This is a genomic window from Geomicrobium sp. JCM 19037 (assembly GCF_000698105.1).
Classification (GTDB): Bacteria; Bacillota; Bacilli; order Bacillales; family Marinococcaceae; genus Geomicrobium_A.
Genome location: NZ_BAWZ01000022.1, coordinates 18,779 through 41,964 on the forward strand (window position 1 = coordinate 18,779; position 23,186 = coordinate 41,964).

Below are 23,186 nucleotides of genomic sequence, written 5' to 3' on the forward strand. Positions count from 1 at the left end.
TAGCTGGCACTGAATATTGTATATGTTCAAGATGAGTTTTTATTTCTGAATAAGGAGTGAAGAAAAAGTATATTTATCTATAAATTTAGAATATAAAGTGCAATTGTGATCTGTTTAGTGTAGAGTAGATAATAGGGGATATTTCTTAGTATTCAGTTATTCAATTGGTTGAAAGGGTGTTGGTTTTTGTCTAAAGAATTAGAGAATAAGTTGGTAACACTTATTGGGGAGTGGTTAAATTTACTGTCTAATTATGAATTGGAGCAGGCTAAAGAATTGCAAGCCCAGATCACTGAATTAATGCGATTCAATACGATATCAAAACAAGTAACTTCATACTATGATTTAGTAAACTTTAAACATCAAATGCTTGCAAATCAGATTCTACACCGGCTAGATGGTCAAATATCAGCTCAGGTAGTTGATGTTGAAGAAACAGACAACACACTAAATTACCTTTATAACTATATGGAGGGACTGCTGGCAACAAATACAGAAAGGTACATAGAAGCTTTGTCATATTACCGCGAAGCCGAAAAGTATCTCGTTTACGTAAGTACAAATGAGCAAGCAGAATTTTATTTTAGGCAAGCACACGTATATTATCGATTGGATCAAAATTTAACTGCTTTGAGTTATGCTAATCATTCATTTGAAATGATTAAGAACTCACAAAGACATACGAAGCTAAAAATTAATGCTTTGATGTTAAAGTCTGGTGTTTATTCAGAAGCAGGGAACTACGATAAATCGGACAAATACTCGAATCAAGCGATTATGTTAGCTACGCAAGAACCTTACGCTAAATCTCTTGCTATTCGTGGGAAAGCGAACAACTCATATCGCCACGGAAGACTTAATGAAGCAATCAATCTGTATAGTGAAGCTTTAGACACAGGAGGTCAAAAGAACACAATCATCGGTGTTAAGACACGTTATAATTTAGCAAATACATTGTTAAAAATAGGGGCTTATGATAAAGGGAAGGAACTATTGGAACGGGTAGAAAAAGAACTAGAAGACCATTCTTTAGGTTTAAAAGAATATGTAGCTAGGTGCTCTGTCACACGTGGTCTATATTTAGAAAGAACAGTTGACGAATCATTAATTAATCGAGGTTTTATGATATTAAAAGAGCACCATCTTTCTTTGAAATGAATGAATTAGCAGAAGACTTATCCAATTACTACAAATTAAATGAGAATTATGAGAAAGCCCTTTCGTACTTGCATATTTCTCAGCAAGCGACTAAAGGAAATTATCTTATAGGAGCTGAATAGTATGACTAAAAAAGTATTTGCTGTGCTGGTTGTTGTCGCTTTGTTTGTTGGAAGTTCTGCTACAACGGATGATACAGTGTTCGCTAAAGAGAACATCGTCTCTCCACAAGACAAAAACGATTTTCTTTAAATGTATGGAGTACCAACTATCTATGTTTAACAGGTGCAAAACGTCGATCGACGTTTTGCACTTTATAATTAGAGGGCTTGTTTAGGAAGTTAATGATAAATGTATTTGTACCATTTGTTTAGTGTGCATTTCTCAAACACTAAGAGGGTTAGCGATGAACTAAAAATTGGACGGAGTTTACAAAATGCTTCCACGTGGGGGAGCGAGCCATTAGTGTACGGTATGTATCCAACTGTCTTGGATGACATAAAGTGAGGAAGCTCAGACGAGTGGATGAACTTTGGAACTTGTTTCACCCTTGAATCAAACTCATATTACTTTAATGATTATTTAAAGTTTCCGTCTAAAGACTATCGTATTTACGTCTTTAACAATCAAAGTATAGAAGACCTCATGGATTAGTATGAAAAAGAGGTAGCAGCTAGACTTGGGGAGAGCACAGAAGGTTTTTTACTGCGAGCTTACGTTCAATAGAAATTCTGTTGCTACAATCTTGGCAAAGTAGAATGCCACTAAAAGACTATATTCTCAATCACAATTACGATGCACCTGAATGTATAGGCTATGAACCTATTAAACGTGAACATCTAGAAGGGTATGTAAACAAAAATGATAAAAAAACACCATGATCAATAGACTAAATAATCATTCCAATATTGGATTGTACCTATGAAAAAAGTTCTCACTCGCTTGAATTTCTCACATCAAGCTAGGACAGGTGATCATGTCTTTGGGTGATTATGAAAACAGGATACGTTCTTTGGGTACGGGCATATAATCGACCTCTTCATTCTGTTGTGTTATCTAATGAGAATCGTTTTGGACGTTTAGCGTGACATAAAGTAAATAACAAGAGAGCCTTCCATTGCAAAAACTGGAAGGCGATGGGTAGTTAAATAAATACCGCTCTCGTCAGTTCCAAAAAAGCTTGAAGCGGCTCGGTGAGGCGTTTATCTTTATGCCATGCTAGATGGGTGTACATCGGGGCGATGGGAGGTGTCCAAGTGAGTGCTTTCATTTCCCCGTTGTATAGCTCACGAGTTACAGCCATTTTAGGTAGAATCGCAATGCCAAGGTCAGCCATCACACATTGTTTGATTGCTTCTATACTAACAAACTCGATTTGATTGTTTGGTTCTATGCCCTGCGGCTGTATGAATTGCTCTAGAACCTCTCGATAAGAGCACCCTTTTTCTGTTAAGAGGACGGTGACGTCTCGTAAGTCGTTCGGCAAGATGTGCGGCTTCTCTGTAAGCGGGTGATCTGGAGAAGCGACGAGCACAAGCGTTTCTTCTATGAGCGTCTCTATGTTCAATTGTGCAGCAGGCTTTGAGCGGTCCATGATGAATGCAATGTCGAGAGCGCCGTTTACAATTTGCTGCCTTGCTCGTTCGTCGGAGTGGGCGGGTTTGAAAATGACTTTGACTTTTGGATAGCTTTTTTGAAAGATTTCAAGATTGGCATAAGCCGGTACGTACATTGACTCTCTTGAGCACCGACAATGATCGTTCCGGAACTTTCATCTTCGTGTAAAGCGAGTTTCGCTTCTCGATTTGTAGCGATCATCTGATCTGCGTACCGTTTAAAGGTGTGGCCTGAATCGGTGAGGTGGATGCGTTTCCCGAGTCGCTCAAATAGAGGTACGCCAAGCTCTTGTTCTAAACCTTTGATTTGTGCGGTCACATTGGATTGTGAGTATTTCAGTTTCTTCGCAGTTTGCGTCAAATTCAGGCTTTCGGCCGCTTCTTGAAACGTTGTTAATTGTTTAATATCCATACAACACCTCTAAATCGAAAATAGTAATTGATAACATCGTAATTATTCGTTTTTAATAATGGATAGTATACCGTACTATGAAGAAACAACAAAGTTTTTTTGGAGGGATTTGGATGAGAATTGCAACGATTTATGGGAGCACACGTCGTATGGGCAATACAGAGTTACTCGTGGAGTGCATGATGAAAGGGATCGATCATCGGAGTATTTATTTGTCAGACTTGAACATTCGGCCGATTATTGATCAACGGCATGACGAGGGTGGCTTTGATCCTGTGAATGACGATTTCAAAGAAATTGTTGATCTATTTTTAACGAGTGATCTGATTATTTTTGCTACGCCCTTATATTGGTACGGGATGAGCGGTCCGATGAAAAATATGATCGACCGGTTTAGCGGAGCAGTTCGGGATGAACGGTACGGAGAGGAATTGAAAACAAGTTTGCAAAAGATGGAAACAATCGTCGTCACTGTTGGGGAGATAACCCTCGGTTAAAAGCATTACCGATGATCGAGCAGTTCAACTTGGCGTTTCAATTTTTAGGTGTACAGTCATTTACTTCATATATCATCGGTCACGCCAGTAAACCCGGTGACATTCATGACGACCGAATGGCGTTGGCACAAGCCGACGTGTTGCGTGATCACCTTCAGAATCAAGCAATTGCTCGCGGCTGACCCCAATGCTTAGCATAACAATGGTAACTAGTGCGAGACGTGATCGTATGCGGGCATAAATCCCCCTATAAACTTGGAGGTGTTTATATTGAGATATTTAACAGTAATCGGCAGCTTGCTATTTGCTAGTGGTATGATGCTACTCGGTTTCATGCACGTGGCCATAGCAACGTATTCGCCTCATCTTGGGGATTATTCTGGGTCTCGTTTGCTCGCTACGCTATCGCAAATGTCTGGTACTGTTCCTTATTTTCTGAACATCGTTCTTGCATTCGGTGGAGCTGCATTGCTAGTCATTGCAGTCGTTACGAGCAAAGAAAAGGATAAATAAAGTGCTCGTAGCACCTCATCTATCCGATTTGTCGGTTTACCCTTGTTCCTTAAGCATTTTTGCGACGCTCGGGGTTGTCCCGCCGTCGACACGTAAATCTGTTCCAGTAATATATGAAGCTTGATCGCTAACTAGAAAAGTGACGGCTGAGGCAATTTCCTCAGCCTCACCAAAACGTTGCAAAGGCGTCACGTCCAGCATTTTTGCCATCATAGGTTGACCTTCTGCTTCTTGCTTGCCCATTGGCGTATTAATTGAGCCCGGTGAAACGGATACGATCCGAGCGCCTTTTTTCCCCCAAGCGAGCGCTTGGTCTTCCACAATAAGCAGTACCCCCAACTTCGATAAAGCGTAAGCACTGCCAGAATTATCTTCGGTCATTGGAAGTAGCTGCTCAACCGTATTGTCCGCTAACGGTTGCTTTAGTAACGGAGTGTACGGCCCCTCTTTTGGCGGATTGTGAGCACTCATCGATGAGATACAAACGACCGCGGTTCCTTCTTCTGCAAGTGGGTAAAAGCTGTCCAAAATGATTCCTGTGCCAACAAGGTTGACGTTAAGCATTTGCCTTGCATCACCCATTGTTGGAGAGACCCCAGCCGTATGAATGAGTGCCCGTAATTTTCCTAATGAAGCCGCGCGATCTGCCAATGCTTGTACGTCTTGACGATTCGTAATATCAACCGTTTGATAATGAACATCCGTAATCCCTTTTTCAAGTAAATGCTGTTTCGCCTCTTGCAACCGCGCTTCATTTATATCCGCTAACAAAACCGTGCCATGTGAACCAACCTGCTCAGCCGTCGCCCTTCCCATACCGCCTGTACCACCTGTAATAACGTAAACATTATTCATTCGGATAACCTCCTGTTTTTAACCAGTGAATTAAGTTCTCTAACCAAGCAATCTTATGTTCATGGTCACTGACGAGATAGCTGTCTAGAAACAAGCGTAACTCTTCAACACTGTCGATCGGGTGATTACGATATTGTGTAATTTCTTGCCAATCAGTATTTATTTTATCGATTTTCTTCTGGAGAATCGCAATCACTTGATCTGTGTCGACATGGTGGAGATTTGCCAATCCCACAATCATTCCTTGAATGTCTTCGGATTTCTCAAACAGCGAATAAATTTGTTTCGGCAATGAATGTCTTCCTTGCTCCGTAATTCGAAAAAGCTGCTTATCAGGACGATTTTCTTCCTTCACAACCTCAGTACGTGCAACGTATCCTTTTTTCTCTAATGATTCGAAGTGATAATACAATTTACTCTCCGTTATTCCGCCAAAACGATCAAGGGGAATCGGCTCGGATAGTTTTTTCTTTAACTCATATGGATATGTGTCGCTCTCCATTAACTGCCCGAGGATGAAGAGTTGAACAGACATCTGCGCACCCCCATAGAAATATAGTACTTTAATTAGAGTACTATATTTTTAGTATAATGGCAAATACGAGAAAAACGAATGTCTGATTATTTAGAATTTATTTGGGGTACGTGTAGGTATGAGAATTTCTCAGTTGAATGGAGAGGGTGTTCGAATGAGTGCCAAGGAATATGGTGTACACGTACTAAAAGCAGCGGGGGGAATTGCGCTTGGTATCCCGATCGCGTTCGGATTATTTTGGGTGCTTGACATGAACATTGACTTGTTGCAAATCGTAACGGTTGCGGTCACAATTCTCATATTATCGATGATCTTCATTCCGATTGTACCGCCGCGAACGAAAAAACGAGCGATGACAACGAAGCAAAGCGCCATTCGGTACGTACTCTTTTTTGCAATTGTCGTTGGTATGGTTATTGGAATTAGCTTTATGATTTAAGAATGCGGTGGAAATTGGTTGGGAAAACGAAGCTTTATGTGGCTGGTTTAGTGTGAAGTGCTATATAAATTGTGAGGTCTCTTTTCACATTAGCGATATTGTTACTGACGGTAATCGGAAAGCTTAACCAATCCGTGAATCCTAGCACCTGATATGGTACAATGATGCGGGCAAGAAATTAAATTGTATGAAATAGAAGTCTAAATATAGAGCACTACCGTTACGAAAGGAAAGAGATGAGTATGAAAGACAATTTCTGGCGTGAATTGCCACGACCGTTTTTCATCCTTGCGCCTATGGAAGATGTGACCGATGTTGTATTCCGTCACGTCGTGAGTGAAGCAGCAAGGCCGGATGTGTTTTTTACAGAGTTTACGAACTCTGAAAGCTACTGTCATCCGGAAGGGAAGCAAAGCGTCCGTGGACGGTTGACGTTTACTGAAGATGAGCAGCCGATGGTTGCTCATATATGGGGAGATAAGCCCGAGCTCTTTGAGCAAATGAGTATTGGCATGGCAGAAGAAGGCTTTCGTGGCATCGATTTGAATATGGGTTGCCCCGTGCAAAATGTTGCAGGTAATGGCAAAGGGAGTGGCCTCATTCGTCGGCCGGATGTAGTGGCTGAACTTATTCAAGCAGCGAAAGCAGGAGGCTTCCAGTCAGTGTGAAAACTCGGCTCGGATACACGTATGTCGACGAATGGCGGGACTGGCTAACCCACGTCCTAAAACAAGACATTGCGAACTTATCCATTCATTTACGAACAAAGAAAGAAATGAGTAAAGTAGAGGCACATTGGGAGCTCATCCCTGAGATTAAGAAGCTTCGTGATGAGATTGCTCCAGACACGTTACTCACCATTAACGGAGATATTCCGAATCGACAAGTCGGATTAGAACTCGTTGAAAAATACGGTGTAGATGGTGTCATGATTGGTCGTGGCATCTTCACAAACCCATTTGCGTTCGAAAAAGAACCGAGAGAGCATACGAGCGAAGAATTGCTCGACCTGTTGCGTCTGCAACTCGACTTGCACGACAAATATCATCAAGTCGAATCACGAGCGTTCAAGCCGCTGCATCGCTTCTTCAAAATATACGTGCGTGATTTCCGTGGTGCCAGCGATTTGCGTAACCAACTCATGAACTCCAACTCAACCGACGAAGTACGCTCGCTCCTGGATGCGTTCCAAGCAGAAGCGGCAGAGACGGTATAGAACTCCTATACAGGCCATAGTGCCTTTTAGGAGTTTTTTTGTTTTGAACAATATTCGATGAGGATCGATACTCGTTATTCGTGCATGGATACGTCAAAAGTTCCGATTAAGGACAGATAAACCCAAAAATTGGAAACCTATATACTTAAAGCACCTGGCAACATCCTCTACCATTCTTTTAGTATATAAAAATCTGATAGTTCATTAAATTCTCGAGAAAAACGTGATACGATAAATAGGACTGTCACCGTAGAGAGGAGAACATCCATTGACTGTACTCGTAATTCAACCGAGCAACATTTCTCCGTTAGGCGATTTAGAAACGTATATAGTCGAAGGGGAAATTCCTTATAAGTCCATTCAAATTGAGCGAGGGGATGCGCTGCCAACGAGTGATGCCGGGTTTACAGCGCTCATCGTTCTAGGGGGAGAGATGAGTGTTAACGATGCAGCTCTCTATCCATTTATAGAAAGCACCGAACAGCTAATACGAATGTTTCATGAAAAAAGCAAACCTATTCTAGGTATATGTTTGGGTGGACAAATGATTGCTAGTGCTTTCTCGGCTGCGATTACCCGTATGCCAACAAAGGAATTTGGATTAACGTTGATACATAAAGCTTCAATTGCGCAATCAGATCCGTTATTTTTTGATTTGCCGAAACGAATGAAGTTATGCAATATCATGAAGATGTATTTTCCCTACCAACAGAGGCTGTGCAGCTCTGTAGCGGAGATGTATGTGAACAACAAGCTTTTCGAATTGGCAGCAACACGTATGCGTTGCAATTTCATCCAGAAGTGAATGCCCGTATTGCTAGTGAGTGGGTCGAACATTTTGGACAGCAAAACCCGCGTGTAGAAAAAATTGATGAGAGTGAACTAGAAGAGGCACAAAGCTGGCTGCACATTTGTTTCGCCGTTGGCTAACACTCGTTTAGATAGGAGGTTCCTATGAAGCACGAACCAAGAGCGGTCTTCGATCGACTCGCAACCACGTATCAATCTGACATTGATCAAACGAGTCCGTATAATGCTCTTTATGAGCGACCGGCGATGATGGCAGCACTCCCGAACTGCCTTAAAGGCAAACGTGTACTCGATGCCGGGTGTTCAGCTGGATGGTACGCGTCTCAGTTGACGGACCTTGGAGCGGTTGTGACCGGCATTGATGTGAGCCCTGAGATGGTGAGCGCTGCCGAAGAACGTGTAGGTGGCGTTACGTTTCTTTGTCATGACCTTAAAGAAGAGCTCCCGTTTCTTGATCATACATTCGACATCATTATCAGTTCATTGACTCTTCATTATGTGGAAGAGTGGACGCCGACGTTTTCTGAATTTCAACGAATCTTAAAACCGAGCGGCACGCTCATATTTTCTGTTCACCATCCGTTTATGGACTTTACGAAGTTCGAGAGCATGAATTATTTTGATACGACGCTCTTAACAGACACGTGGGAAAAGCCGTCGATTACGGTTGATGTCAGCTTTTATCGCAGACCAATGCAACAGATCATTCACCATACGACGCAGTTTTTTCGATTAGAGTCACTTATTGAACCTCAACCGTTAGAAGAAATGAAAGAAACGCATGAACGTGCGTACCAATATTTGAACACCCATCCACATTTTCTTATTGTGAAAGCAAGAACTTCGTTTTAAAAAGGAGAGCACAATGAAAAAAATTAAAAGAGGGTATGGACTGAGTCATGACGGGTATATCGTGAGTGATGTATCAAAACAGTATATTTCATCTCGCTACGAGGGTTGTATAGAAGATTCAGTTCAGCGGTTGTCCAAGCAATTCAAAGAGCAAGTACACAGCATTTACGTGTATGGAAGCGTGGCGAGAGGGGATGCAATACCCGTCACATCTGACCTTGATCTTATCGTAGTGTTTACTAGAGCACTTACCGAAAAAGAGAACGAACATCTGAGGAAGTTAGAGAAACAGTTGTCCGATGATTACAAGCAGCTCGTTCGTGATATAGGGTTTTCCCTTGCGCAATATGATGAAGTGATGGACCCATCTACGTACGAAGAACAAGCCTTTCTTAAAGAAATGAGTGTCAATGTGTATGGCGACGACCTCGGGGATCATTTTGGGCCGTATGCGCTTACGCCAGAACTGGCCATACGTTTTAATGGGGATATCGGGGCATCACTCCAACGTGTGAAGAACAGGCTAAATACCGCTTCAAAACAGGAATTGCCAGGTGTTGTGCAAAGCTTTTCGAAGAAACTAATACGCACATACTATTCCATGATTAAAGCTCGTTCTCAAATCTGGACAACAAAAATACATGAACAAGCCGAGGTCGTCATCACCTATTTGCCAGAGAAACAGTCGACCCTCGATACGCTCCTCCAATGGGTAGACACACCGCCGCAAAACATTGATGAGGTGCGGCAGTTTTTGATAACGGAAGGAGAGTGGCTGGAGGAACATTTTCACGAAGAAGCATCGAAATACTAGTTTGTATCATTTGTATAATTTCAAGAAAATTAAAAAATTCATAGGTGGTGAATTCCATGCAAACGTTAAATGAGCGCTTTAGACATTTCGTCGAGAGAGAATTCCATCATCATCCGTTTTTCTATTATGCGTTTCTAGTCATTATCACGCTAGTTTTACTAGGGATAATTATTGAGTTGTTCACCCCTTACGCGCAGTTTGTCGCTTATATTGTCATTCTGGTTTCAATCACCTATTGCATAATTGCCGTTTTCCAGATAATCAAGTTAAAGCGTCAAGGAGGAATCCCTAAACGGGTAATCAAAGGAAACGTCATACTCATCATCATTATGGGTGCATGCCTCACTTATACGATTATGAGAGTATTATAGTTCGAAACGGGAGGTCTACAATGATTTCGTTTGGATTAGGATTGTTCCTATCAGCCGTCATTTATCTGTCCTATATTTATTTTCAACAAATCGAGTGGCTCATCGTGCCACTCGGTGTAATGGGTATCGGTGGCATCATGTTAGGCGGCATTATCTCGGGTGCTTTCCAAGTAAAAGCGGCGCCGGGGGAGAGTTTCACCCGTGAAGCAACGAGTGAGCGAAACCTTAAAACAAATTGGTCTACACGCGTATTTCTCTTTAGCTTACCAAGTTTTGTTGCGCTCATCTTAAGTATGATCGGGCAATTTTAAAGTTTCGTTCTTGTTGCTCAATATACCCATATGGGGTATATTGATTTAAAGAGGTGATGAACATGAAAGAAATCAACGTCGTAATTTTGCTGTTTGATGATGTGGATGCTTTAGATTTTGCGGGTCCCTATGAAGTGTTTAATTTATCGACCTATGCTGAAGCCGATGTGGAGAAACTTTTCACGAATCGCTTAAAACGTAAGCCTTTCCGAGTGCGCACGGTATCAAAAGATGGAGCAGCCATTGCAGTCCACAATGGATTAAACGTCACGCCTGACTTTTCTTTCACTACGTGCCCAGATTTTGATCTTCTAATCGTACCTGGAGGCCCATTAAAAGCGATTCAACGTGGGTTAGCCGATGAAGAGACCGTCGATTGGATTGCCAGCCATAAAGAGAAGACAGTAGCCTCTGTTTGTACGGGCGCTTTCTTTTTGGCAAAGGCAGGATTGTTAGAAGGCCGAAGTGCGACAACAAACCGTGTCGCAACAAAATGGCTCGAGCAAATGTTTCCAAATGTGCAAGTAAAAACAGGTGTCCGCTATGTTGATGAAGGATCGGTCGTCACGAGCGGGGGTGTTTCTTCGGGCATTCATATGAGCTTGCACCTTGTCCGCACACTATTCGATGAGGAGATGGCCAATCGTTCGGCACAAACCATTGAGTTTGAGTGGAAAGGCTAGAAGGGGCAGTCTACCCGCTTTTAGCTCTAGTGAGTCCCATTGTGGTACATACGATCAGTAAAGCGACCCACAGTTGTGGGTCGCTTATATCACGTTGCGGGAAACTCAACGATAATTCGCTGTGATTTGCCCGCGTGAAGCCTGTCAAAACCTTCATTGATATCTTCGAGTGCAATCTTCTCGCCAATGAGTTGGTCGACAGGTAATTTGCCTTGTTTAAACAAAGAAATATACCTCGGAATATCTCGGTAGGTACGCAGCTTCCTAAGTACGATCCTTTAATCGTCCGCTCTTCGGCAGTTAAAACGACTTGCGGGAACGAGAATTCATCTTTAGGATCTGGCAAGCCACTTGTAATCGTCGTACCGCCGCGCCGAGTGATGTTGTACGCCGTTTTCATTGCAGGCACAACACCGGCAGTCTCAAAGGCATAATGGACGCCGCCAGCGGTATCGGCTTTGATCTGCTCTACCACATCATCGTCGGAAGCGTTGTATACGGCGGTGGCGCCTAGCTCTTTTGCATGTGCGAGTTTCTCCTCGTTCAAGTCAACAGCGATGATGCTTTTTGCGCCTGCTAATACCGAGCCGAGCACCGCATTCATTCCGATTCCACCTAGCCCAACGACGGCGACATCTGTGCCTGGCTTGACTGCCGCTGTGTTGATGACAGCGCCAAGGCCAGTAATGACGGCACATCCGAACAGGGCGGCTTGGTCAAAAGGAAGGTCGGGGTCGATCTTGATTGCCGAATTGGTGGACACGATACTGTATTCGGAGAATCCGGAAATGCCAATATGCGAATACACATCGGTGCCGTCTTCTTTTTGGATGCGTGTGCCACCGGAGAACATTTCACCGGCGTTATTGGATGCAGCGCCAGGTTCACAAAGTGCTGGTCGCCCCTCTTTACACGGAAGGCATTGTCCGCAACTTGGGACGAACGCGCATACGACGTGATCTCCAACGTCAAAACCAGTAACGTTTTCCCCAACTTCTGTGACGACACCGGCAGCTTCGTGACCGAGAACCATCGGCGTTTGCCGCTTGCGGCTGCCGTTAATGACAGATAGGTCGGAATGGCAAAGACCGGCGGCGCGCACTTGAATTAACAGTTCGTTTGGACCGGGGCTCGCCAGTGTAACGGTCTCAATCTTTAGCGGCTCTGACTTGACGTATGGCATATCGTAACCGCTTTCATACAACACGGCGGCTTTAGACTTGACCATAAATGAATCCTCCTTATTCATAGTAGCCATCGGTTGATTTGCGGAATGCTTCAAATTGATTGGCGTCATGTCCGTACCAAATATCGGCACCACGATCTTTAGCTAGCGCTTTAATGTAATTTGCCGTCTTTTGCCAACCGATGCTGTCATAAATAATGCCTGGTGGGCGTAAGGGTGGTCCAGCACTGTCTTTTGTATATAATGCGTCAGATGCCAATATGATGGTGCCTTTCTCTTCGAGCTCTACTTGCAAGCCGAGCATTCCCCAGGCATGTCCACTACCGAAGTTTAACACTTCAACACCTTCTGCTAGTTTGATTGATGCTTTGTCGGGTTCGATTGGCTCCCACATGAGACCATTTTTCATCCAAGCATCGATGTCATCCCATATATAAGCTCCTGAGCTTTCTCGATGAGCATAAACGTTTAGCGCTCCGTTCAATTCGTCTCGATGCACGATGATTTTCGCGCGTGTAAACAACTCCAAGCAGCCAGCATGATCCATATGCAAATGCGAACATACGACAAACGAGATGTCTTCCGGTCGCACACCTAACTGCTCTAAACGATGAGGTAAATAGCATTCTTCAGGTTGATCTAAAGGAAAGCCGACTTGAACAGCATCAGGCCAACGACCTTCTGAACCCATTGAATCAGGGTTGCATGCCGTATCGAATAGAATTTTTCCTTCGGGATGATCAATCAACACCGTATAAATCGGGAACTTCACCATTTCATTCGGCTTGCTAGGTTCAGCGTTTGTTGCTTGATTACTGCCGGCAATTAATAGATTGGCATCCATGGACAATCGTCCGTTATCCATTACGTAAAGCTTCGGTCTTGCCTTATGATAGTTCAAAACGACCCCTCCATTTTCGAAATAGTGTAATAAATATCTTGCAATTATAACTATTACGCTCATTTCGATTGTTGTCAAGCAATGCAGTTACGTGGATTGAATCATTTTTTCAAGGCGGAGCATGGCAAAAACGCCGAGCAAAGGACCGATCGAGATGATTAAGAACACCGCTCCCCAGCCAATTACAGGAACGAATACAGAGACAAGATAAATGGATACTGCTGTTAGTAAAAAGCCAACGCCTAGTTGCATCGTTAAAGCAGTGCCGACGTATTCGGGGCTAGCATAATCAGATACGAGAGCAGAGAATTGTCCAGAATCAGCAATAATCGATGCGCCCCAAATGATCGCAACGAAAGCTGTAAGGAAAGGGTGCTGTTGAAATGTTAAGCCAATTAGAATGGCACAAATACCGCTCGTAGTCATCGCAATAATGGTAAACCGTACCTTACCCATTCTCTCCGCCCAAACGCCGCCAAGAAAGCTTCCAACCCCACCAAATACACCAATGGCAACAAAGGCGATTAAATAACTATAAGATGAGTCGGAATTGGTGAAGCTTGCCATTAGAAAAAACGGAAGCCACGTCCACATGGCGTACAGCTCCCACATATGAAACCAGTAGCCGTAGTTGGCATACATAACTTTGCGGTTTCTTACTACATAGTGGATATTACGAAACGAAAACTTCGAAGACGAAGCTTGTGCCTCTTTCGTTGGAAGTAATACAAAAAGTGCCAAACCAGCAATGATCGCAAGAACAGAACTTATCAAAATCGTCGTTTGCCAGAGTAAATTCGTTTGAAAGCCGAGCAACAAGTAAGGTAGGGCAGAACCGAGTGTTAACCCGGCGATCAAAATTCCAATGCTTATACTTCGAAAGCTTTGGAACCATAAAGAGACGAGTTTAATCGCAATCGGGTAGACTCCTGCGAGCACGAAGCCGGTGAGAAAGCGCAACACGAGTGCAAGCTCGAGCGTAGAGCTGAATATGAGCAGTCCATTAAAAACACCTGCGGCAAGGCTCGCTACCATAAAAATTCGTTTCGGATTGTAACGATCAGCAAAACCGAGTAGTGCTGAAACGATCGCTCCACATGCAAAACCGAGCTGCACAGAAACGGTCACAACCCAACCTTGGTCCACCGATAATCCCCATTCTTCTTGAAGGCTCGGCAAGACGGCAGAAGCGCTGAACCAAACACTTAACGCACACAATTGCGCAACAACGATAACAGTTAGAGCTACCCAGCGGTTATGCATGATGTTCATACCTCCGTGTCTAGTCAATACAATGATTGTATCATGAATCAGAATTTTTCAATAAATGCAAAGCTTTATCTGGGATGTTTGAATTGTACAGATCAATGGTACGATAAGGTAGTACTGATTTTTAAACATAGGAAAGCAGGGAAACTCATCATGATTCGAAAATCATCCAGAGATGACGCAGAACAAGTCGCACGCCTTGTCGATGTAGTGTTTGAGCCACATATTCGGCGGTGGACAGGTAATGCAGAACAAGAAGAACGCCTCCAGTTAATTCGCCACTTTTTCAAAAGCGAAGCCAATGCCTTTAGCTATCAATGTACCGATGTGTATGAGAATAACGGGCGTGTCGAAGGAATCGTCGTTCATTATCCAGGTGAACAAGATGAAGTCCTTTTCAAACCAGTCATGGAATATGTTAAGGCGCATTATCCAAGTGGTAAGACCGATCCTCCCGATAAAGAAGAACCGAGTCCAGAGTATTATATCGGCCTCTTATCCGTCAGTGCCGAGGCGCGTGGACAAGGGTTAGGTACAAAATTAATTGAACATGCAGAAAGAGAAGCGTTAAAAACAACAAACAGCACCGCGCTGTCTGTAAGAGAAGACAATGGTCAAGCAGAGAAATTATATAAGCAACTAGGTTATCATTACAAAAAGACGCATAAATCAGATGAACTCGTCTATGACTATCTCATTAAAAATCTCGGACGCCCACAGTAAAGCTTCCGCTCTAATGTGGGGATTTTAGACACCTGTCATCCGAAAACCTACCCAAATTCAACATAAGTACGTCAATGTTGGAACTTACGGTTTCTACGTGGGGATAAGCAAGGGGAATTGTCTCTTTTGTTAGTGAAATTCCCACGTAGAGTGTGTTATGTGGCGATTTCATTTGTCAAAATACAAACGTGCGCAACTCCAAAAAAACCGCCGAGCATACCGTATGCTCGGCGGTTTTTTATAACTTACTTCACAGCTGCAACATTTTCTGTCGCTTTTCTGACTGTCACATCATAGCGGTCAGCGTCCATAATCTTCACCCAAGCTTGAACGAAGTCATTGACGAATTTCTCTTTATTGTCCGCCTGTGCGTACACTTCTGAAAGTGCGCGAAGCACAGAGTTTGAACCGAAGACGAGGTCTACTCTCGTTGCAGTACGAACGATGTCGCCTGTTTTGCGGTTGCGACCTTCATATAGGTTGTGGTCAACTGGCTTCCATTCAATGTTCATATCCAACAAGTTTGTAAAGAAATCTGTTGAAAGTGTACCGACAGAATCTGTGAACACTCCGTGGTCGGTATCATCGTAGTTGGCGCCAAGAACACGTAACCCGCCGATGAGGACGGTCATTTCTGGAGCAGTAAGTGTTAATAGTTGAGCTTTGTCGATGAGAAGTTCCTCAGGACTTACGCTATATTGCTTCTTCTGGTAGTTTCTAAAGCCGTCTGCAAATGGCTCCAATACTTCGAAGTTCTCCACGTCAGTTTGCTCTTGAGTCGCATCTCCGCGTCCTGGTGTGAACGGTACGCGAATATTAACGCCAGCATCTTTCGCTGCTTTCTCAACAGCAGCTGAACCACCGAGTACAATCAGGTCAGCAAGGCTCACTTTCTTGTCGAGCTTACTTTGCACACCTTCAAGTACAGAAAGAACTTTATCGAGTTTTTCTGGTTCGTTGACTTCCCAGTCTTTTTGAGGAGCGAGACGAATTCTTGCACCGTTAGCTCCACCACGCATATCAGAGCCGCGGAACGTGCTTGCTGATGCCCAAGCCGTTGTCACGAGCTCACTAATTGTGAGGCCTGAATCGAGAAGCGTCGCTTTTAGCTGATCGATTTCTTGCTCGCTTAGTTCGTAATCAACGGCTGGAATTGGATCTTGCCAAATAAACTCTTCTTTTGGTGCTTCAGGACCTAGATAACGATCTCTTGGTCCCATGTCACGGTGAAGAAGCTTGAACCATGCACTCGCAAATGCATCCGCAAATTCCTCAGGGTTACTGTGGAAACGGCGAGAAATCTTCTCGAAGTCTGGGTCCATGCGCATCGCCATATCAGCAGTTGTCATCATCGTCGGTACGCGTTTTGAGCTGTCTGCAGCACCAGGAGCCATGTCTTCTTCTTTCTGATCAACGGCTTCCCATTGGTAAGCGCCTGCAGGGCTTTTCGTTAGTTCCCATTCGTAACCGAAAAGTAGGTCAAAATACGTCATATCCCACTTCGTTGGTGTTGGCGTCCATGCACCTTCGATGCCACTTGTAATCGTGTACGGACCATTTCCTGATTCGTAACTGTTTGCCCAGCCTAAGCCAAGAGCTTCCATCGGCGCAGCCTCTGGATCGTCAGCGACATGCTTGTCTGCATCTCCGGCACCGTGAGATTTTCCGAACGTATGCCCACCCGCGGTAAGCGCAACGGTCTCTTCATCTGTCATTCCCATGCGGCGGAATGTGTCGCGAATATCTCGTCCGCTTCCAAGGGGATCAGGTTCACCGTCTGGACCTTCAGGGTTTACGTAGATAAGCCCCATTTGCACGGCAGCAAGAGGATTCTCAAGCTCGCGATCTCCGTGGTAACGGTCATTGCCTAGCCACTCCGTTTCAGGTCCCCAGTTCACATCTTCTTCTGGATGCCAAATGTCTGGACGACCGCCAGCGAATCCAACGGTTTTTCCACCCATCGATTCAATGGCTACATTTCCTGTGAGTACGAGAAGGTCAGACCAAGAGATTTTGTTGCCGTACTTTTGTTTAATTGGCCAAAGCAAACGACGCGCTTTATCCAAGTTACCGTTATCTGGCCAGCTATTTAATGGAGCAAAACGTTGAGAACCAGTCGCTCCTCCACCACGGCCGTCAAATGTACGGTACGTACCTGCAGCGTGCCAAGACATACGAATAAAGAACGGGCCATAATGACCATAATCTGCAGGCCACCAGTCTTGGCTATCTGTCATTAAGTTTTCGAGGTCTTTTTTCAGCGCGAAATAGTCAAGCTTTTGAAATTCCTCTGTATAATCAAAGTCTTCATCCATCGGGTTTGACTTCGTATCGTGTTGCTGAAGAATGTTAAGATTGAGTGCGTTTGGCCACCAATCCTTATTTTGAGTTCCAGTTGTTGACGGGTTGGTCGTGCTCCCGTGTGTCACTGGGCACTTACCAGTATTGCTATTTGCATCCATGTAAAAATTCCCCTCTCTTTTGTTTGGAATAAGTATGAAATTTTGAAATGGAAATAACGATTCTCACATTATAATTATAATAAACTGAGAGCATAATGAAAAGCAATATGCATGTTTTGTAAAAAAGAGTTTTAACTTAGAGCTATTAATTGAAGCGTCAGGCAGGTCGTTTTATGCTCGGTTAATGGTTAACATAGAGGTTCATTCAGCGTTGCCGAGCTGTTCAGAAATGGATTGAAAAAGCACGTTCTCACTCACAATTTCATAGTTCCTGTTCTCTAAACTGATCTCTGCTTCCGACACGAGTAATAAATACGTTTGACCGGTATCATAGCTTACGATCGTTAAGCTGTACGTAACATCTGTTGGAGGGGCGCTCGCTTGAACCATTTCCATAGAACTGGATGGTTGAAAAAAACGGGTGACATTCTCACTACCTTCAATCTGAACGGTGATGGGGTCTGTGTCATGCAATTCGTACATGCTAACCGATGTAAATTGCTCTGTTGTAATCGTTTCATTTAATTCCTCACCAAACGTCGTCGTTCTTGGAAATAAGAAAAAAAGGGCGATGCCTATTATGAGCACAAGTGTCCCAATGACAAGCCATCGGACCTTCATTAACGAGCCCTCCTCGTAAAGGTAGAAAAATAAGAACAATTTGAATTTATTGTAACATACCGTTTCTGTAGTCGAACAGTCGCAAGCGAACCTAATACCCATCATATAAATGCATGGTGGGTGTAAGTTCGCTTGCCTATACTGATCACGAGGTCACAATAACATCATGAGCAAAATGATTGCACCAGCAATCAACACGCCGCCGGCAATACCTCGAATGAGCAACCGACGCCACGCATGAAAATCGGAAAGATAAAAATAACCATAATCGCTATGACAAGTATTGTTACAATGTCCATCTGTGTCACTCCTTGGAAGCATCTCTGTATGGTATAGCTTCCCCATTTTAGAGGATGTGAAACGAAATGTCATGTTGCAAGTTGTCAAAAAATGCTGTCGCATCATTTCCCGGGAAATGAAACCTTTTAAATCTCAATCATGTACAAAGGTTGATAAATGTATGCACTAGACCGAGCATAAATGGATAGAATTTTAGAGCTTGGAGTGAGAATAATTGGCTAAATACGTTGAATTGGCGTACCCGATTTATGAAGGAATGCCGGTCTACCCGGGTTTGCCACAAACAGAGGTGGACGAAAGAGAACGGATTGCGAACGGAGACCCATGGAATGGAAGTGTACTGAAAATGTACTTGCATGCGGGCACTCATGTGGACGCACCTTTTCACCATGATTCTAACGATCGTGGTATTGATCAAGTACCGATTGAAGACTTTATTTATGAATCTCCATTGCTGCTTGATGTTGAACTCGGGGAAAATGAATACATTACTGTAGATATGTTAAAAGCAGCAGGGGAGCAGTTGGAGAGGTCAGATATGTTGATCTTTAATACTGGATATTGGAAATACTGCAATGAGGATTTCGTAAAGTACTCGAATGGATTCCCTGCGCTATCTGTCGAGGCGACACAATTTATCAGGACGTCACTACCTGTGTGCAAAGGCCGTTGCAATTGATACGATTAGCATCGAGAACATGTCCGATGCACCAGAAAATCACTTTGCTGTGCACAACGCGCTGCTTACAAAGCGGGATTTCAGCGAACGTTCCTTACTCATCCATGAAGATATAAACCCCGCACCCCTCATCGGCGAGAAACTTAGGTATGCATTTGCAGCACCGCTCCGCATTCGCGGTATGGATGCGTCACTCGTAAACGTAATCGTTGAAGTGGAAAGTTAAAATGCAAAGGCCGTTGCAATTTAATAACACGAATATCACGGACTTGTCAGAACTGACCGGTGTGACGTGCATGGGTGTTGAATAGGTGCACCCACGTGTCGGAAGCGTGCACGTGGGTGTCGAATAGGTGCACACCCGTGTCGGAAGCGTGCACCTCCGAGTGTCTAATCACCCCTCCTACGGTCACCACCTGGCGCAAGCATGTGATGACCTGTCACGTATGTGACAATCCAGCCCTCAAACCGGGCACTTTCGGCCCTCAACGGTCACATATATCGCGATTTGTGACCGTTGACTCCGTTTATGTGCGCATCCACGTTAAAAATGATGATTTTTCTTTCCCAAGTGTCACAAATAAGAACTTATGGGGCATTTGGGCTTCTTTTTCTACACCCTAGCTAGTAAACAGAAAAGCGACATGTGTCTCCCTTATCCTCTGGAGTGCATAGAAAACACGGTGGTCGACCTTTGGCCACCGCTGAAAATCGTGAAAAATGTCCTATACAAGTTGAACGAAAGAATTTCCTCAAGAACAAGTGGTAAGCCTGGTAAAGTGGAAACTGTTCTCGAGTTGCGGCCGAACTGTTCTCAAGTTGGGGGGAATCGCGGGAAAAGCGGTCGATTCTTATAAACTTGGGAACAGATTACTGGGTCACCTGTATAACCCCGGCCAGAAGTACCCACAACACGTCGCGCGAGCCGCGCCGAACCGATCAGGGATTCTACCTTTACTCATCATCTTCTTGTTTTTGTTTCTTCTTGTGAGCCAAGAAGAAGTAAAGAAACGCAAGGCCTACAGAAATGACAAGCATAAGGAGAAGTGGCCAAGTGTCTACAAGAAGTTCCGGTCGGTCCATATGAACGGTTGCTCTCATGCCAAAGACCGAGTACGTCATCGGAAGAAGATGGTGCACCCATTGGAACGGAGCAGGAACCAATTCAACAGGGAATGAACCACCGCTACCACCGAGTTGAATAATTAAAAGAATGATGCCGATAAATCGCCCGGGGTTGTCGAGTGCGGCAACGAGCAGGAAGATGATGGCCATAAAACTGAGGCTAGAAAACCAGAGAAATAGGCTGAACCACACCGGATTTGAGATCGTTAGATCGAGCATTAAGAATACGGCGGCAAGCAACGCGGCCGATTGAACGGTAGCTACGGTCCAAACAACACCGAGCTTTCCTGAAAACCAACGCCAACTCGTTTGGTGGTCCGCTAGTGCGGTGCGAAAAGGATAAATAATTGATAGTGTCAAACCGCCAACGTATAACGCAAGCGATAAGAAATACGGGGCTAGCCCTTCCCCGTACGTGTATTCATTTAAAGGCTCTTCAGATGCTGACTGTACAGGTGAGTGAAACAAGGCTTGCTGCTCTTCATTCAGCTGGTTGTCGAGCAGTGTGTCACTAAGCGTGATGAGATTTTCATATAATTCACGTGCACCGTCATCTAAATCAAGAATGCCTTCGCGAATCTCGTCACTACCGGTGTACGCACTCTGCACACCTGCGTGGAGTTCGGACGCCCCGTCATCAAGCTGCTCCATACCGTCATTTAGGTCTGAAATTGCGTACGCTGCTTTAGAAAATGTGTCTTCAATCGTACGGACAAGGTCATCGGTTTGTTGGAGAGCGGATTGCAAATTGTAAAGAGTGGTCGTTAAATCTTCTACCGTTTCAAATTCATCAAAACCGCCTGTGCCTAACCCGTCTGGCAATGAAGACGCCAAAGCATCGAAACTCGCATTCACGTCAGCAATCCATTGTTCAATTTCAGCTCTGCCTTCAGAGAGCGTCGATGAGGCATCGGCATACATTTGCTCAACATCTGTTGTAAGTGTATCGACACGATCCGTGCGTTCCTCCAATTCATTGGATAACGATTGCAAGGAAGCGTGAACACCTTCCAATTCCTCACATACCGCCTGCTCTTCGCACGCGTCAAGTCGATCCTGGATCGATTGAAGCTGCTCATCGACCGTATCACCAACAAGCTGTACACTCTCGTTCACATCCTCGACTTGTTGAAGCACCTCTGCCGCAGTTTCAATGGAACTTTGACTACTTTCCAGCTGTTCTTCCCATTCATTCCACGTCTGTTGAGCGTCACTAAGTGTGCTTCTCGTTTCTTGCCACGTCGTTTCAAGATCAGCAATCGCGCGTACCACATCGTTGAACGACTCGCTTTCCAAATAACCGATCGCTTGTGCGGTCTCTCGTTCCAACTCATCCAGTCGATTGCCAATCTGGTCCACTTCCTCGCTCGACTCATACCGCTCAATCAGCCTGTTTACCTCTTGGTGAAGCTGTGAAACGCCGGCTGACGCTTCGTGTAGCCCTGTTTCCAAATCTTCTGATCCTGACTCCAAGTCATCCAGCCCACTTACGAGCGTTTCCATATTTTCAAAAGCCCGCGTCGTACCGTCAGCTATCTCTTCTGCGCCGTCTCGCAAGTCAGCAACCGCTTCTGTTAGCGTACTGTACGCGTCATCAGCAACATCTACATACGTTTCCGTCAGTGTACGCTGGAGCTCTTGCTCCATCTCATCGACCGCTCCCGAACCGAGTTGCCCACCGACAAAACTCATGTCCTCGTTAATGTTGTAGTGGATCACCCTTGTTCAGGCGTTTCATCACGAATGCTCGTCACATTTTTAGAGAAATCAGTAGGGATGTGAACGTAAAAATAATAGTCAAAATCCTGAAGTCCACGTTCCGCATGCTGGGCATCGGTCACTTCCCATTGGAAATCTTCATTCTCCAGTAGCGTATCGACAAATTCTTCTCCTGCATTTACATGTTCCTCATCAATCTGTGCCCCCGCATCCTCATTCACGATCGCAACAGGCAAATTCTCGATCTCCCCGTATGTCCCAAAACGCCCACAATAACAGCGCCCCGTATAATACGGGAATGACCATGATGCCAAGAATTCCAATACTCATCTTTTTATCCGAAAGAATGGCTCGCCATTCATCTATATATCCTCGCAATTTCCTTCCTCCTAAAACCAAATGACCGTATTGTTAATATGGTCATTTTATTGTAAAAAAGAAACATCGCTACGCTTATAGGATTGCGATGCCGTCAAAAATATGGTTTCGAAATACGTTATACAATTCTTGTTCTGTAAGGGGTGTTTCTTTTTGCTCCCAATCGACGATAAACGCCATATACAATTTATAAATTGTAAACGCCGTAATCTTCGCGTCAGCAATGCGAAGCCGCCCTTTTTCTGCGCCGCGTTCAACCGCTTGTTCTAGCGTCGATAAAATGAATTGTTCGACACGAGCAATGGCTTGAACCGCTTCGTGTGTTCCGTAAATGTTTACTTCTTCTGTCAGTTGCGCCAACAATTTATGTTCTTTGCGATATTGCATCACGCCATAGAGCGCTTTGTGTAACGTATGAAGAGTCGGACCATCGTGCTGTAATACACTGTCAAACAGGTCTTTCAAGTCAGCAAGTAAGTCGTCCATGACCGCTTCAAACAGCTCTTCTTTGTTTTTGAATTCCGTGTAAATCGTACCTTTGCCGACGTGCGCGACTTTCGCAACATGTGCGACCGTAGACCCTTTGTATCCAAATAGAGAAAATGCGTGTTTCGCCGCCTCTTTAATGGATTGACGTTTATTTGCAATCACAGACCGCCACTTCTTTCCGTCTAAAAATGACCAAAATAATAAAATGGTCAATTAAGTGTATCATGACAGCTGAAGACGTGCAAAGGTTTC

Annotated in this window: 25 protein-coding genes and 3 pseudogenes; 16 read left to right on the forward strand and 12 right to left on the reverse strand. The window is 44.3% G+C overall.

Features of this window, described 5'->3' with window-relative positions:
- Positions 1-186 precede the first annotated feature (186 nt).
- Both JCM19037_RS13085 and JCM19037_RS28590 read left to right on the forward strand, forming a co-directional pair.
- Entirely contained in the window at positions 187-1,158 is a 972-nt protein-coding gene (locus JCM19037_RS13085; RefSeq protein ID WP_042401797.1) for a hypothetical protein, read from the forward strand.
- A 123-nt stretch (positions 1,159-1,281) separates the two neighbouring features.
- On the forward strand, positions 1,282-1,410 hold the full coding sequence (locus tag JCM19037_RS28590; protein WP_255343595.1) for a hypothetical protein: 129 nt from the start codon (positions 1,282-1,284) through the stop codon (positions 1,408-1,410).
- A gap of 892 nt (positions 1,411-2,302) precedes the next feature.
- Here the strand turns inward: JCM19037_RS28590 and JCM19037_RS13090 are convergent.
- Positions 2,303-3,186, reverse strand: a pseudogene (locus JCM19037_RS13090) (LysR family transcriptional regulator).
- A gap of 113 nt (positions 3,187-3,299) precedes the next feature.
- Between JCM19037_RS13090 and JCM19037_RS13095 the strand changes: the two are divergent.
- From JCM19037_RS13095 to JCM19037_RS13100, 3 genes are all read left to right on the forward strand, one after another.
- A complete protein-coding gene (locus tag JCM19037_RS13095) occupies positions 3,300-3,683 on the forward strand; it encodes a flavodoxin family protein (protein WP_052363878.1) in 384 nt (127 codons plus the stop codon).
- Between the two features lie 11 nt (positions 3,684-3,694).
- Positions 3,695-3,865, forward strand: a complete 171-nt coding sequence (locus tag JCM19037_RS27400) for a hypothetical protein (RefSeq protein WP_238544721.1) — start codon at positions 3,695-3,697, stop codon at positions 3,863-3,865.
- Positions 3,866-3,953: 88 nt separating this feature from the next.
- Positions 3,954-4,196: a hypothetical protein gene (locus JCM19037_RS13100; RefSeq protein ID WP_042401800.1), complete on the forward strand. Its 243-nt coding sequence runs from the start codon at positions 3,954-3,956 to the stop codon at positions 4,194-4,196.
- 36 nt (positions 4,197-4,232) lie between these two features.
- On the opposite strand, the gene JCM19037_RS13105 is transcribed toward JCM19037_RS13100, so the two are convergent.
- Together JCM19037_RS13105 and JCM19037_RS13110 are read right to left on the reverse strand one after the other, a co-directional pair.
- Positions 4,233-5,051, reverse strand: coding sequence for an SDR family oxidoreductase (locus tag JCM19037_RS13105; protein ID WP_042401802.1), 819 nt, complete (start codon positions 5,049-5,051; stop codon positions 4,233-4,235).
- Positions 5,044-5,586, reverse strand: a complete 543-nt coding sequence (locus tag JCM19037_RS13110; protein WP_042401805.1) for a PadR family transcriptional regulator — start codon at positions 5,584-5,586, stop codon at positions 5,044-5,046. Before JCM19037_RS13110 ends, JCM19037_RS13105 begins: the two co-directional genes overlap by 8 nt.
- Before the next feature lie 154 nt (positions 5,587-5,740).
- On the opposite strand from JCM19037_RS13110, the gene JCM19037_RS13115 reads away from it, so the two are divergent.
- The 8 genes and pseudogenes from JCM19037_RS13115 (at position 5,741) to JCM19037_RS13150 (ending at position 11,082) form a co-directional block, all read left to right on the forward strand.
- Positions 5,741-6,025 (forward strand): hypothetical protein, encoded by a 285-nt coding sequence (locus tag JCM19037_RS13115; RefSeq protein ID WP_042401808.1) that lies wholly within the window; start codon positions 5,741-5,743, stop codon positions 6,023-6,025.
- 242 nt (positions 6,026-6,267) lie between these two features.
- Positions 6,268-7,241: pseudogene (locus JCM19037_RS13120) on the forward strand (tRNA dihydrouridine synthase).
- A gap of 268 nt (positions 7,242-7,509) precedes the next feature.
- Positions 7,510-8,046, forward strand: a complete 537-nt coding sequence (locus tag JCM19037_RS13125; protein WP_042401812.1) for a type 1 glutamine amidotransferase — start codon at positions 7,510-7,512, stop codon at positions 8,044-8,046.
- 149 nt (positions 8,047-8,195) lie between these two features.
- Entirely contained in the window at positions 8,196-8,903 is a 708-nt protein-coding gene (locus tag JCM19037_RS13130) for a class I SAM-dependent methyltransferase (protein ID WP_042401815.1), read from the forward strand.
- 13 nt (positions 8,904-8,916) lie between these two features.
- Positions 8,917-9,717, forward strand: coding sequence for a nucleotidyltransferase domain-containing protein (locus JCM19037_RS13135; RefSeq protein WP_042401818.1), 801 nt, complete (start codon positions 8,917-8,919; stop codon positions 9,715-9,717).
- Between the two features lie 56 nt (positions 9,718-9,773).
- Positions 9,774-10,088 (forward strand): hypothetical protein, encoded by a 315-nt coding sequence (locus JCM19037_RS13140; protein ID WP_042401821.1) that lies wholly within the window; start codon positions 9,774-9,776, stop codon positions 10,086-10,088.
- A 20-nt stretch (positions 10,089-10,108) separates the two neighbouring features.
- Positions 10,109-10,399, forward strand: a complete 291-nt coding sequence (locus JCM19037_RS13145) for a DUF5316 family protein (protein WP_042401824.1) — start codon at positions 10,109-10,111, stop codon at positions 10,397-10,399.
- Positions 10,400-10,461: 62 nt separating this feature from the next.
- Positions 10,462-11,082: a DJ-1/PfpI family protein gene (locus JCM19037_RS13150; protein WP_052363879.1), complete on the forward strand. Its 621-nt coding sequence runs from the start codon at positions 10,462-10,464 to the stop codon at positions 11,080-11,082.
- 89 nt (positions 11,083-11,171) lie between these two features.
- Here JCM19037_RS13150 and JCM19037_RS13155 read toward each other — a convergent pair.
- The 3 genes and pseudogenes from JCM19037_RS13155 to JCM19037_RS13165 form a co-directional block, all read right to left on the reverse strand.
- Positions 11,172-12,310 (reverse strand): annotated as a pseudogene (locus tag JCM19037_RS13155) (zinc-dependent alcohol dehydrogenase family protein).
- Positions 12,311-12,323: 13 nt separating this feature from the next.
- Positions 12,324-13,133, reverse strand: a complete 810-nt coding sequence (locus tag JCM19037_RS13160) for an N-acyl homoserine lactonase family protein (RefSeq protein ID WP_042401905.1) — start codon at positions 13,131-13,133, stop codon at positions 12,324-12,326.
- Positions 13,134-13,256: 123 nt separating this feature from the next.
- Positions 13,257-14,432: an MFS transporter gene (locus JCM19037_RS13165; RefSeq protein WP_193744759.1), complete on the reverse strand. Its 1,176-nt coding sequence runs from the start codon at positions 14,430-14,432 to the stop codon at positions 13,257-13,259.
- Between the two features lie 159 nt (positions 14,433-14,591).
- Between JCM19037_RS13165 and JCM19037_RS13170 the strand changes: the two genes are divergently transcribed.
- Positions 14,592-15,161, forward strand: coding sequence for an N-acetyltransferase (locus JCM19037_RS13170; protein WP_042401839.1), 570 nt, complete (start codon positions 14,592-14,594; stop codon positions 15,159-15,161).
- Between the two features lie 245 nt (positions 15,162-15,406).
- Here JCM19037_RS13170 and katG read toward each other — a convergent pair whose 3' ends face one another.
- Positions 15,407-17,623 carry a catalase/peroxidase HPI gene (gene katG, locus JCM19037_RS13175; protein WP_042401842.1) on the reverse strand — a complete coding sequence of 739 codons (2,217 nt, stop codon included), beginning with the start codon at positions 17,621-17,623 and terminating at the stop codon, positions 15,407-15,409.
- 201 nt (positions 17,624-17,824) lie between these two features.
- Positions 17,825-18,244: a hypothetical protein gene (locus tag JCM19037_RS13180; RefSeq protein WP_042401844.1), complete on the reverse strand. Its 420-nt coding sequence runs from the start codon at positions 18,242-18,244 to the stop codon at positions 17,825-17,827.
- A 514-nt stretch (positions 18,245-18,758) separates the two neighbouring features.
- Between JCM19037_RS13180 and JCM19037_RS13185 the strand changes: the two genes are divergently transcribed.
- A complete protein-coding gene (locus tag JCM19037_RS13185; RefSeq protein WP_238544722.1) occupies positions 18,759-19,223 on the forward strand; it encodes a cyclase family protein in 465 nt (154 codons plus the stop codon).
- Positions 19,224-19,242: 19 nt separating this feature from the next.
- Positions 19,243-19,449 (forward strand): hypothetical protein, encoded by a 207-nt coding sequence (locus JCM19037_RS27405; RefSeq protein WP_238544723.1) that lies wholly within the window; start codon positions 19,243-19,245, stop codon positions 19,447-19,449.
- Positions 19,450-20,177: 728 nt separating this feature from the next.
- Here the strand turns inward: JCM19037_RS27405 and JCM19037_RS13190 are convergent.
- The 4 genes from JCM19037_RS13190 to JCM19037_RS13200 form a co-directional block, all read right to left on the reverse strand.
- A complete protein-coding gene (locus JCM19037_RS13190) occupies positions 20,178-22,040 on the reverse strand; it encodes a YhgE/Pip domain-containing protein (RefSeq protein WP_152549067.1) in 1,863 nt (620 codons plus the stop codon).
- A 23-nt stretch (positions 22,041-22,063) separates the two neighbouring features.
- Positions 22,064-22,303 (reverse strand): YhgE/Pip domain-containing protein, encoded by a 240-nt coding sequence (locus tag JCM19037_RS13195; protein WP_042401849.1) that lies wholly within the window; start codon positions 22,301-22,303, stop codon positions 22,064-22,066.
- A complete protein-coding gene (locus tag JCM19037_RS25840; protein WP_193744760.1) occupies positions 22,281-22,445 on the reverse strand; it encodes a hypothetical protein in 165 nt (54 codons plus the stop codon). The genes JCM19037_RS13195 and JCM19037_RS25840 overlap by 23 nt, the downstream gene beginning before the upstream one ends.
- 75 nt (positions 22,446-22,520) lie before the next feature.
- Positions 22,521-23,096 (reverse strand): TetR/AcrR family transcriptional regulator, encoded by a 576-nt coding sequence (locus JCM19037_RS13200; protein WP_042401851.1) that lies wholly within the window; start codon positions 23,094-23,096, stop codon positions 22,521-22,523.
- Between the last annotated feature and the right edge of the window lie 90 nt (positions 23,097-23,186).